At 35.8% G+C, this 11,993-nt stretch carries 9 protein-coding genes and 1 tRNA gene; 4 read left to right on the top strand and 6 right to left on the bottom strand.

What is annotated here, in order from left to right; translation table 11 throughout:
* Window positions 1-57 precede the first annotated feature (57 nt).
* From ACST15_RS01050 to nspC, 4 genes are all read left to right on the top strand, one after another.
* The gene (locus ACST15_RS01050; RefSeq protein WP_459452803.1) at window positions 58-3,384 is read left to right on the top strand and encodes a UvrD-helicase domain-containing protein; all 3,327 of its coding nucleotides are present in this window, start codon (window positions 58-60) and stop codon (window positions 3,382-3,384) included.
* Window positions 3,377-3,892 (top strand): C40 family peptidase, encoded by a 516-nt coding sequence (locus tag ACST15_RS01055; protein WP_459452804.1) that lies wholly within the window; start codon window positions 3,377-3,379, stop codon window positions 3,890-3,892. The genes ACST15_RS01050 and ACST15_RS01055 overlap by 8 nt, the downstream gene beginning before the upstream one ends.
* A 61-nt stretch (window positions 3,893-3,953) precedes the next feature.
* On the top strand, window positions 3,954-5,168 hold the full coding sequence (locus tag ACST15_RS01060) for a saccharopine dehydrogenase family protein (protein ID WP_459452805.1): 1,215 nt from the start codon (window positions 3,954-3,956) through the stop codon (window positions 5,166-5,168).
* Entirely contained in the window at window positions 5,158-6,306 is a 1,149-nt protein-coding gene (nspC, locus tag ACST15_RS01065; protein WP_459452806.1) for a carboxynorspermidine decarboxylase, read from the top strand. The genes ACST15_RS01060 and nspC overlap by 11 nt, the downstream gene beginning before the upstream one ends.
* 140 nt (window positions 6,307-6,446) lie before the next feature.
* Here nspC and ACST15_RS01070 read toward each other — a convergent pair.
* The 6 genes from ACST15_RS01070 to ACST15_RS01095 all read right to left on the bottom strand — a co-directional run bounded on the left by ACST15_RS01070 (window position 6,447) and on the right by ACST15_RS01095 (window position 11,949).
* A tRNA-Ala gene (locus ACST15_RS01070) sits at window positions 6,447-6,523 on the bottom strand.
* A 48-nt stretch (window positions 6,524-6,571) separates the two neighbouring features.
* Entirely contained in the window at window positions 6,572-7,093 is a 522-nt protein-coding gene (locus tag ACST15_RS01075) for a hypothetical protein (RefSeq protein ID WP_459452807.1), read from the bottom strand.
* A gap of 4 nt (window positions 7,094-7,097) precedes the next feature.
* On the bottom strand, window positions 7,098-8,147 hold the full coding sequence (hisC, locus tag ACST15_RS01080; RefSeq protein WP_459452808.1) for a histidinol-phosphate transaminase: 1,050 nt from the start codon (window positions 8,145-8,147) through the stop codon (window positions 7,098-7,100).
* A complete protein-coding gene (gene hisD, locus ACST15_RS01085; RefSeq protein WP_459452809.1) occupies window positions 8,144-9,415 on the bottom strand; it encodes a histidinol dehydrogenase in 1,272 nt (423 codons plus the stop codon). Before hisD ends, hisC begins: the two co-directional genes overlap by 4 nt.
* Window position 9,416: 1 nt before the next feature.
* Window positions 9,417-10,280 (bottom strand): ATP phosphoribosyltransferase, encoded by an 864-nt coding sequence (gene hisG / locus ACST15_RS01090; RefSeq protein WP_459452810.1) that lies wholly within the window; start codon window positions 10,278-10,280, stop codon window positions 9,417-9,419.
* Window positions 10,281-10,341: 61 nt separating this feature from the next.
* Entirely contained in the window at window positions 10,342-11,949 is a 1,608-nt protein-coding gene (locus ACST15_RS01095; RefSeq protein ID WP_459452811.1) for a 2-oxo acid dehydrogenase subunit E2, read from the bottom strand.
* Between the last annotated feature and the right edge of the window lie 44 nt (window positions 11,950-11,993).

Here is an 11,993-nt window from a genome sequence, read left to right on the forward strand (position 1 = left end):
AAGGCACACCGAATTAATCCTATTTTTATTTTATCTTGCATTCTAAACAGTTTTTTCATGTTAGCCTCCCCATTACAACTTTTTTCTGCTTCTGCCGGGTCCGGTAAAACCTATACGCTAACATTGGAATACCTGAAATTATCTTTGCGCGAAGTAGAATCTCGTGGTTATTTCCGTAGAATTCTAGCTGTTACCTTTACCATTAAGGCGGCAGAGGAAATGCGTTCTAGAATAATCAAGGCCTTATCGGGAATAGCAGCCTATCCAAATTTTCTGGATATGGCTGAAAAAGCTCAGCAAGAATCTTTGCAGTTATTGCAACGTATTCAAGATGATTTGGCTAATGAGGGAATCATAGTGAGTTTAGAAGAGTTGTCGATAAGGGCATCGGTTACCTTACAACAAATATTACAAGATTATGGGCTATTTTCTGTAATGACGATTGATGCCTTTGTGCAAAGGCTCAGTAGTTCCTTCGTTGAGGAACTAAACTTGCCCAGTCAATTTGAAGTGATTTTAGATATTAATTCATTAATGAATGATTTAATGGATCAATTACTTGATAAGGTAAATCATGCGGGTGATTCTGAGTTGACGGCCTTGGTGCTATCATTTGCTCGTCAAGAGGTATTGGATGGCAGAAATTGGAATCGGATTAGGCAAAGTTTGATCGATTTTTTGCGAATATCTTTCGATGAGCAATATTTTTCCATCAAACCCAGTATGGATGCTTTTGCTATGTCCGACTTTTTACTTATTGAAAATCAATTAACTAATAAAATTCAATTAGTTGAAAATCAATTAGTTGTTTTGGCCAAGCAAATTATTGATTTAGCTGATTCAATTGCTGTTCCTGAAACAGAATTTGCCCTTGGCACCAAAGGACCAATCAATTCATTTAGAAAAGTTGTGCTGGCCCGAGGTTTTAAAATGGAAAATTATTCATCGATCAGAAAAGCTTTTGAACAAAACAAATGGTATGCAGCTAAAGCAGCCCCAATGAATAAAATTCGAATCGAGGGTATTTCAGATAGGTTATCCGATTTAGCACAGGAATTTATTCAATTATATGATGATGAGATTAGGCGCTATCTACTTTATAAATTAGTAGCCAAAGATTTAAAAAAAATAGCCTTGATTTCATCCATAAATGAAGAATATCAAGTTTATCAAAAAGAACAATCCAGTGTTTCTATTTCAGAATTTGCGCGTAGAATCAACGAAATAATTTCACAAGATCCAGTGCCATTTATATATGAAAAGTTAGGTGATCGATATTTCCATATTTTGATAGACGAGTTTCAAGATACCTCTATTTTACAATGGAAAAACTTTATGCCCTTGCTGGAAAATACGGTTTCATTGGGTAAAAGAAATTTATTAGTCGGAGACGCCAAACAATCCATTTATAAATTTAGAGGAGGTGAAGTTGGTTTGATAGCTTCATTGTCTACTCAAAATCCTGTTTTATTAGGAAATAAAATAAATGAGTCTGAATTAGACCAGGGGCGTTTTGAATATTTGATGAATCAAATCAATTTAAATCAATTAGAAAGTAATTACCGTAGTGCTCCCGAAATAGTGGAATTTAATAATGACTTGTTTACGTGGATATCCCAACAAGCTGAATATCAAAATTTTAGTGCTTTGTTGGAACCTGTGTATGGTCAAAATATGGTTCAGGAACCTAAGATTTCCTCTCAAAAAATGTCAGGTTTGGTGGATTTTTATTTGTATCATAAACCTTTGAACACAAAAGAAAATCAAGATTGTGAATCTGAATGGATGTTTCAACAAGTAATTCATTTAATTGAACACAATTTGTCTCTTGGTTTTCAATTAGGCGATATTTCAATATTGACCCGTAAAAACAAGCAAGCACAATTTTTAGCTATTCAGCTAAAGGAGGCAGGGTATCCAGTAATTTCTGCAGACTCTTTATTGGTGTATTATTCTTCTCAAGTGTCCTTTATCATGGCCTTGCTAAAAATTAAAGTTGATTCATCGAAACAAGTATTACTTTTTGAGGCTGCTTATGCCTTAGCAGATGCCTTGGGTAAACCTATATCTTTAGAAGCCTTGGATTTTCTACAAAATCGAAATATTAAAAATGCCAACCACCAAAAAAATCTTCATCAGTATGTACAAGATTATTGGGGTATTTCTTTGGATAAGGTGTGGGAAGGAGATGATTTATTTGATACTGTTTATCAAATTTTGGGAATTTTTGATTTGTTCAATCAAGGCGAAGGAGTTGAATACCTGTTAAAATTCTTGGATATTATTCATGAGTTTTCTCTGAAAAACACTTCATCCATTGAAGAATTTATCAACTATTTTGATTTAAATAAACATAGTTTCAGTATTTCTTGTCCAGAAAATGTAGATGCTATCACCATTACCAGTATTCACAAGTCAAAGGGGCTTGAATATCCTGTAGTGATACTTCCTTTTGCGACTTGGTCCCATCAAGTCAGTGAACGAGATAAGATATGGTTAAAATTAGATGAAACGGATGATGAATTTTATGTAGAGGAAAAAGGCAATTTACCTTACTTTTATGCAAGGGCAAATGCCAGTGACCTAGACCATTTTCCTTTTTTAGCCGAACAAAAAAAGAAAGAATTAGATGCTATTTTCCTAGATTCTTTAAATATGATGTATGTAGCTAGTACTAGAGCCAAGCAGCATTTGCATATTTTATTATCAGAGCCTCATTCGGAAGCCCATTCAAGAACAAAAACTACTTTTAAACAATCAATAGGTCAAATCTTGGTAGATTACCTAAAATCTCATCAAATTAATCCAAATACCTATCCAAGCCATGCCGATCCTGCCTTTCAAGAAAGTAGTTCTTATTATTTAATTCGTCAATCTGCTTCCTTTGTAAGAAAACATTCTGGTTTAGAAAAGGACCAACAAGTGAATGTAATTCTACAAGCTCAAACCTTTAATAAACCATTGTTGCGAGTTAAATCTTCACAAACCGATTTATATACCTTAGCAAAAGAAAAAAGAGAAAAAGGTAAAATCATTCATGAGCAATTAGAAAAATTGAAATCTTATGAAGAAATAGATGAAAATACTCTCTTACCTGAAGTGATTGATTTGCTTAAAATTGATGAGATAAAGCAGTTTTTTAAACCGGATGAACTATATTTTTCTGAGGAGGATATTTTATTACCTGATGGAAATGTTATTCGTCCTGACCGAGTGGTTAAAAGAAACGATGCATTGATGGTGGTAGATTATAAAACGGGTAAAAAAGATGTGAAACATATTGAACAAGTTAATACTTATTGTGAAGCTTTGAGGAAAATGGGCCATAGTGATGTCAAGGGAGTAATTATCTACACGGAGGATAAAGAAGTTAATTATGTATAAAAGATTTGCTTATGTAATTTGTAGTATCCTGATTTTATCTTCCTGCTCACTTTGGAAAAAAACAATTCAATTTTTAGGCATATCTAGGAAAGAAGCCATAGAAAACAATTTTAGTTTAAGAGAAATTGATCAAATCATACAATCTGGTTTAACTTATCGAGGTATTCCGTATCGTACGGGAGGGACGGATAAAAAAGGTATGGATTGTTCTGGTTTGTTATTTCGAATGTATTCAGATCAAAATTTTCAGATACCTAGATTGTCAAAAGATCAATCTCAGTTTGGCTTACCTGTTTCAATTCAGCAAGCTCAAGTCGGGGATTGGATATTTTTTGCCACCAGTCAAAAAAATATCATCAATCATTCTGGTATTATTTCCCAAATTAAATCGGCTAATGAGGTATATTTTCTACATGCTAGTACCTCCAAAGGAGTGAGGGAAGATAATTTATATTCATCTTATTGGCTTAAAAGTTTTGTAAAAATTATTCGACCATTTAAAAATTAATGCAAGCTTGAAGGATAAAAGCAATGCTTGATGTATTTTTGCATTCTTTTTAAATAAAACTATGTCGAAAAAGGTAATTGTAATTGGTGCAGGTGGAGTAGGAAACGTGGTAGCGAAAAAATGCGCAATGAATCCCCAGTTTTTTTCTGAAGTGGTCTTAGCTTCTAGAACATTATCAAAATGCGATGCTATCGCTCAAGAAGCCAAGGAGATAGGTTTACCTATTGCCATCAAAACTCGAAAAGTGGATGCAGATTCAGTTCCAGAGCTTATTCAATTGTTTACTGAAGAAAAGCCTTACATGGTAATCAATGTGGCTTTACCATATCAAGATTTAACCATCATGGATGCCTGTTTAGCAACGGGTGTTCATTATTTAGATACGGCTAATTATGAACCCAAAGATGAAGCCAAATTTGAGTATTCTTGGCAATGGGCATATCAAGAGCGATTTAAGGAAGCTGGATTAATGGCATTGCTGGGTTGTGGTTTTGACCCTGGTGTAACAGGTGTTTATACCGCTTATGCCAACAAGCATTACTTTGATGAAATGCACTATTTGGATATTATTGATTGTAATGCTGGAGACCATGGCAAGGCCTTTGCTACTAATTTTAATCCTGAAATTAATATCCGTGAGATCACGCAAAAAGGGAAATATTGGGAAAATGGTCAGTGGGTTGAAATAGATGCTATGTCCATACATAAGCCTATTGAATATCCTAATATTGGCCCTAAGGAGTCGTATTTATTATACCATGAGGAGTTAGAATCTTTGACTAAAAATTTCCCAACTTTGAAGCGTGCTCGTTTTTGGATGACTTTTGGTCAGGCTTATTTAACCCACTTGGAGGTATTGCAAAACGTAGGTATGACTTCCATACAACCAATTAAATTCAATGGAATGGATATTGTTCCTTTGGAATTTTTAAAAGCTGTTCTTCCGGAACCGGGTACCTTGGGTGAAAACTATTCGGGTCAAACTTCCATTGGATGCCAAATTAAAGGTGTTAAAGATGGCCAAGATGCTACATACTACGTATACAATAACTGTCACCATGCAGAATGTTACAAAGAAGTTCAGGCACAAGGCGTTAGTTATACGACTGGCGTACCAGCCATGATTGGTGCAAGCCTGATGATACAGGGAGAATGGATGAAACCAGGTGTATTTAACGTAGAAGAGTTTAATCCAGATCCTTTTATGGAAATGTTGCAAATTCATGGATTACCTTGGCATGAGTTGCATAATATCACACTTCCTCATGAGTACTAGACCGAGAGAAGTTTATGCTTCTATACCTTCACCTTGCTTTGTATTGGAGGAGAATTTATTGCTGAATAATCTCAAGCTTTTACAAAAAGTACAGAAAGAAGCTGATATTGAGATTATCTGTGCTTTAAAGGGGTTTTCTTTTTATCATGAATTCCCTTTAGTTAGGCAATATTTAGCAGGGGCCACAGCAAGCTCCCTGCATGAGGCAAGGTTGGCCCATGAAGAAATGAAGGTTAAGTGCCATGTTTATTCACCCGCTTACTTAGAAAAAGAATTTGAAGAATTGACATCTTATACGAGTCACCTTTCATTTAATTCTTTAAATCAATATCATCAGTTTTATTCCAGAGCTGCCCAAAAAGGTATTTCATGTGGTATACGAATCAATCCTGAATATGCGGAGGTTGAAACGGACATGTATAATCCATGCGTACCAGGTTCAAGATTGGGTATTCGTCGATCTGATTTAGGTGATTCTTTACCTGAGGGAATAGAAGGTTTACATTCACACACCTTATGTGAAAATGATTCTTTTGTTTTAGAAAGAACATTAGCTGTTATTGATGAAAAATTTGGTGATTTATTGCCAAAGATCAAGTGGTTAAACCTGGGGGGCGGGCATTTAATTACCCGTGCAGATTATCAAGTCGACCACTTAATTCAATTATTAAAAAGGTTTAAAGCTAAATACCCCAATTTATCCATCATTTTAGAACCTGGTTCTGCTGTAGGTTGGCAAACAGGGTTTTTGAAATCTACCGTGTTAGATATTGTACATTCTGCAGGTATTGATGTGGCTATTATAGATGTATCATTTGCCGCCCATATGCCTGATACTTTAGAAATGCCTTATAAACCTCGAATTCGGTTTGCAAATTCTGAGCCACAGTTAGGAAAACCTACCTACCGATTTGGTGGAATGACCTGCCTAGCTGGTGATTATTATGGTGATTATTCTTTTGAAGAACCCTTGAAAATAGGGGATGAAATCATTTTGGAAGATATGATTCACTATACCATGGTTAAAACCACCACCTTCAATGGCGTAAATTTACCTAGTATTGGTAAAATTGATACGAATCAAAACTTTGTCTTGTACAAAAGTTTTGGTTACGAATCTTTCAAAGATCGTCTATAAATTATCAGATTGTTTCATTTAATTATCAGTTTAATTAGCAAAAATTAGACTGATAGAGAGTACGTTTGTACTAGGTGGTGATTTAAAATAGACTACCCGATTAGAAGATTTGTCAAATTTTCAAAATTTGACAAATCTCTTGGTGGAGAAGATCGGGCTCGAACCGACGACCTCTTGCATGCCATGCAAGCGCTCTAGCCAACTGAGCTACATCCCCATGCTAGACTGCAAATGTCATGATTTTTTAGGGAATTTACAATATTACTTAGAAATTTACCCGTACACCTATACCCCCTTGAAGATGAAAAAAGAACGGGTTGGGAGCTATTTCATTATAAAAACCTACTTCTCCAAAAAAGGATAAATTTGGCGCATCTACTGGATAAAATTCAATTCCACCAACGGCTGCTGCTCCAAACCCTCCATTGTTGGTTGGTGTTGTACTTCCCTTTGCATATAAGTCCCTAGAAGTATATTGTGGACCAAATCCATAATAAGTATGTATATCTGAATTAACTAGGGTAGGATGATGCCACAAATACAAAGCATTCATGGTAAATCCAATATTTTTAAAAGTGCCATCTTTGTAATTACGGTCAGTTCCCCATAAACCACCATAAGCACCAACATTGACTTCTATAGCATTTATCCCATTACTTAGGTATCTACGAGCCATAAAGCCTCCTGGTTCTCCAATTCTGAATCCAGATGCCCACTCTTGAATTTGACCAAAAGCAAACGTGGATAAACAAGTAAATAAAAAGATGAAAAGGCTCTTTTTTAACATATTGTTAAGAATAAAATTCTTGTATTTTTTGAATTAAAATTTGGTTCTCTTCAGGCAAACCAACAGTAATTCGAATGGAATCCTCACATAAAGCGACATTGGTTCGACTTCTTGTAATAACTTTTTGAGAAATCAAATAATTAAATAATTCCTGCGCTCTTTCCATCTTAACTAATATAAAATTAGCTTGAGATGGGTAAACCTTGACTACCTGAGGCATTGCTTCCAACTTTGAAATTAACGTATTTTTTGCATGATTTATTTGTTGGATGGAATTAAATAAAAATTCTCTATTCTTTAATGCTTCTAAAACTAGGGCTTGTGTTGCTCCACTGATATTATATGGGGGCTTTATTTTGTTTAAAATTTGAATAATTTGTGGATTGGCAAATGCCATCCCCAAACGCAATGAAGCCAATCCGTAGGCCTTTGATAGCGTTTGCATCACTATGACATTCGGATATTTATCTAATTCATGTATGAAACTAGGTTCATCTGAAAAATCAATATAGGCCTCATCAATCAAAACAAATCCTTGTTGAAAGCTATCTATTATTTTATAAATATCAGTTCGATTAATCTTATTACCAGTCGGATTATTTGGGGAACAAATAAAGATTATTCTTGTATCTGCCTGAACAGATGATAAAATTTGACTTACATTTAATTGATATTCTTTTGTTAAAGGAACAGAAATAATTTTCACATGATTGATAGAAGCACTCACCTCATACATTCCGTAAGTTGGAGGGCATAAAATAATCGAATTTTCCTGTCCTGCACAGGTCATTCGCATGATTAAATCAATCGCTTCATCAGATCCATTACCAATAAATATTTGTTCAACAGGAATATGTTTAATGTCTGCCAATTCATGCTTTATATCCCATTGCATAGGGTCAGGATATCGATTCCAATTAACGGGAAGAGGAGATCCTAAGGGGTTTTCGTTGGCATCTAAAAAAATACCTTCTTTACCTTTAAATTCATCTCTAGCCGATGAATAAGGTTTCAAATTCCAAATATGTGGTAAAATTATAGACTGAAAATTCATGAACGTGTATTTAATCGAATTGCCACGGCATTAGCATGTGCTTTCAAAGATTCAGCTTCTGCCATTGCTATGATACTTTGACCTAATCCCTCTAATCCAGCTTGACTGATACTCTGAAGTGTGATTTTTTTCTGAAAACTTTCCAAATTTACCCCTGAATAGGCTTTCGCAAATCCATTGGTTGGTAATGTATGGTTTGTCCCGGAAGCGTAATCGCCCGCAGCTTCTGGTGTGTAATTACCTAAAAAGATGGAGCCGGCATTGAATATGTGATTTGCAAAATCTTCTGCTTCATCACAAGCTAAAATCAAATGCTCAGCCGCGTATTCATTCAATAATTGTATAGCTTCTTCTCTATTTTTTACCATAATTGCCTTTGAATTCAATAAAGCTTTTAAAGCTAAATCTCTTCTTTCTAATACATTGACTTGTTTTTCAAGTTCAACCTGGGTTTGTTCAATAAACGATTCCTCTAAGGCAACTAAAAATACTTGAGAATCAACTCCGTGTTCAGCTTGCGACAATAAATCTGCCGCAACATAAGCTGGATTGGCAGTAGAATCAGCATAGATGGCTACTTCCGATGGACCGGCTGGCATGTCGATGGCAATTCCTTTGTGATTTGCAAACATCTTTGCTGCAGTCACATATTGATTACCTGGCCCAAATATTTTAAAAACTTTAGGAATACTTTCTGTTCCTAATGCCATAGCCGCAATTGCCTGAGCTCCACCTACTTTAGCCATTTTGGTTACACCACATAATTGAGCCGTGTAAAATATAGCTGGGTGTACTGCAGGTGTACATAATACAATTTCTTTACAACCCGCTATTTTGGCTGGTATTGCCAGCATTAATATGGTTGAAAATAGGGGAGCAGTTCCTCCCGGTATATAAATACCTACTTTTTCAATAGGACTTGCCTTTTGCCAGCATAAAACACCTGGACTAGTTTCTATTTTTTGTGGTACGAACTGTTGTGACTCATGAAATGCATGAATATTAGCATAAGCTTGTTGAATGGCTTTTTTAAGCGATTCAGGTACCAAATTAGCTAGTTCGTTAATTTCAGCGGAACTATAAAGTATGTCTTGTATTTCTCTTTTTTCAAACTTTAAGGTTAAATCTCTTAATGCTTGATCTCTTGAAGTGCCAACCTGAGTATATATGTCTGCAATAATTTGATCCAAGGACTGAGCATCAAGGCTAGGTCTTTGACATATTTCTGCAAAGTTTTCAAGTGGGGGATATTTGATGAAAGGAATCATACTAAAGAATCATTTTCTCAATAGGTAAAACTAAGATACCTTGTGCACCCGCCTCCCGTAGAGACTCAATGATTTCCCAAAAATCATTTTCAGAAATTACCGAGTGCAACGAATACCAACCTTTTTCTGCTAATGGCACTCGAGAAGGTGATTTCATTCCTGGTAACAAAGCTATAATTTTATCTAAATTCTTTTCTTCGGCATTTAAAACAACATATTTGGCATTTTGACCTCTTTGTACTGAATCAATGCGAAATGTAAGTTTGTCTAAAATACTTTTCTTCTCTGTAGTTAATGATTTATTAGCAATTAGTACCGCCTGACTTTTAAACACTTCGGCTACTTCTTTTAAACCATTACTTAATAACGTTCCACCAGTTGATACAATATCACAGATTCCTTCAGCCAAACCAATACTCGGCGCAATTTCTACGGAACCAGAAATCTCATGAGTATGAGCAGAAACCCCTTGAGATTTCAGAAATGAATTCGTCAAATTTGGGTAGGAGGTAGCTATATTTTTTCCTTCAAAATAGCTTAAGTCAGTATAAACTTCATTTCGAGGAATGGCCAATGATAAACGACACTTAGAAAATCCTAATTCTTTGACAATTTCTACATCCTTCCGATTCTCTTCCAAAACGTTTAAGCCAATAACGCCCAAATCTGCCACACCATCTTCCACATATCCTGGGATATCGTCATCGCGTAAAAACAAAAACTCAATAGGAAAATTACTTGAAATAGAGCGCAACTTAGAGCCGCCAGATTCAAATTTAATTCCACATTCCTTAAATAACTTCAATGAATCGTCACTCAGTCTACCTGATTTCTGTACTGCGATTCTAATATTTGTATTGCTCATATTTGTCATTTTCCTAAAATAGACAAGCCCCGAAATTTTCGAGGCTTGCCATTATTTCTGTTTAGATAAACATCTTAATGGGATCCTCTAGATACTGTTTTAAAGTTAATAAAAACGCAGCACCCGTTGCACCATCTACCACACGATGATCACAAGTTAAAGTTAACTTCATAATATTGGTAGCGTAGAACTGTCCATTCTTTACACCTACTGTTTCTTTAATTCCACCTACAGCCAAAATACATGATTCTGGTGAGTTAATGATAGACGTAAATTGGTCGATACCAAACATGCCTAAATTGCTGACAGTAAATGTATTACCTTCCCAATCTTTAGGTTGTAATTGTTTGTTCTTTGCTTTTCCTCCTAAATCTTTAGCTTCTGCAGAGATTTGAGCAATGGATTTTTCACTAGCAAAACGAATAACCGGTACTAAAAGTCCATCTTCTACTGCTACTGCCATACCAATGTGAACATGTTTATTTACACGGATTCTATCTTCCATCCAATAGGAGTTAACTTTCGGATGTTTTACTAGGGATAAAGCAACAGCTTTGATAACCATGTCGTTAAATGAAATTTTAACAGGTAAAACTTCATTCATACTTACACGTGCTTCCATCGCTTTATCCATGTTAATTTCCATGGTTAAATAAAACTCAGGAGCACTGAATTTAGATTCTGACAAACGACGAGCGATTGTCTTTCTCATTTGACTATTTGGAATATCTTCAAAACTTTCTTCCCCTGAGATGAAATTACCTGTGGCGCCTCCAGCACTTGGTTTATAGTTTTCTACATCCGATTTAGTAATTCTTCCACCTTCACCTGTTCCTTGCAACCAATTTAAATTGATATTTTTTTCCTTAGCCAAGGCTTTAGCTAAGGGGGATGCTTTAATAATTCCACCTTTTGAATCAGCTTGAATACCAGATGATGCTGTCGCTTTTGTTTCTACAGCTTTAGGTGCTTCTTTTACTGGAGCTGGAGCTGATACTACAACTGGCGCTGGAGCCGAAGCTACTGGGGCAGATGCTTGTTGTAATAATGGCTGGAAATCAGTTCCTGGCTCACCAACAATCATGATGATACCATCCACTATAACACCTTCGCCTTCTTTTGCTCCAATGTATAAGATAGTACCATCTTCATAGTTTTCTAATTCCATGGTAGCTTTGTCAGTTTCAACCTCAGCAATAATATCACCTGATTTAACTACATCGCCAACTTTCTTTAACCATTTAGCAATGACACCTTCCACCATGGTATCACTCATTTTTGGCATCCTCACAGCTTTTGCCGGGATAGCACTAAGATCAACTACCGGTGCGATTGGCGCAGCAGGTGCTGCTTCTGCTAAGGGTGCCGGACTCGCTTCCACAACCACAGGAGCAGCTGGTGCGCCAGCTAATAAACTTGAATAATCTTCTCCTGGAGTACCCACAATAGCAATGATTCCATCTACAGGAACAGCTTCGCCTACTTTGACTCCAATATATAATAATGTTCCATCCTCATAATTTTCCAATTCCATGGTTGCCTTATCGGTTTCCACCTCAGCAATAATGTCACCAGACTTGATTACATCACCCTCTTTCTTTAGCCAATTCGCGATCACACCTTCAATCATGGTATCGCTCATCTTGGGCATTCTAATTACTTCAGCCATTATCTTATTTTTAAAATTCAAAATTAAGCTTTACAAGCCTGTTT

Source organism: Aquirufa sp. Wall-65K1 (assembly GCF_054558475.1).

Excerpts from the sequence above, each read along its gene's own strand:
- ACST15_RS01050 (WP_459452803.1), top strand. The coding sequence starts at position 58 with ATGTTAGCCTCCCCATTACAACTTTTTTCTGCTTCTGCCGGGTCCGGT.
- ACST15_RS01055 (WP_459452804.1), top strand. The coding sequence starts at position 3,377 with ATGTATAAAAGATTTGCTTATGTAATTTGTAGTATCCTGATTTTATCT.
- ACST15_RS01060 (WP_459452805.1), top strand. The coding sequence starts at position 3,954 with ATGTCGAAAAAGGTAATTGTAATTGGTGCAGGTGGAGTAGGAAACGTG.
- nspC (WP_459452806.1), top strand. The coding sequence starts at position 5,158 with ATGAGTACTAGACCGAGAGAAGTTTATGCTTCTATACCTTCACCTTGC.
- ACST15_RS01075 (WP_459452807.1), bottom strand. The coding sequence starts at position 7,093 with ATGTTAAAAAAGAGCCTTTTCATCTTTTTATTTACTTGTTTATCCACG.
- hisC (WP_459452808.1), bottom strand. The coding sequence starts at position 8,147 with ATGAATTTTCAGTCTATAATTTTACCACATATTTGGAATTTGAAACCT.
- hisD (WP_459452809.1), bottom strand. The coding sequence starts at position 9,415 with ATGATTCCTTTCATCAAATATCCCCCACTTGAAAACTTTGCAGAAATA.
- hisG (WP_459452810.1), bottom strand. The coding sequence starts at position 10,280 with ATGAGCAATACAAATATTAGAATCGCAGTACAGAAATCAGGTAGACTG.
- ACST15_RS01095 (WP_459452811.1), bottom strand. The coding sequence starts at position 11,949 with ATGGCTGAAGTAATTAGAATGCCCAAGATGAGCGATACCATGATTGAA.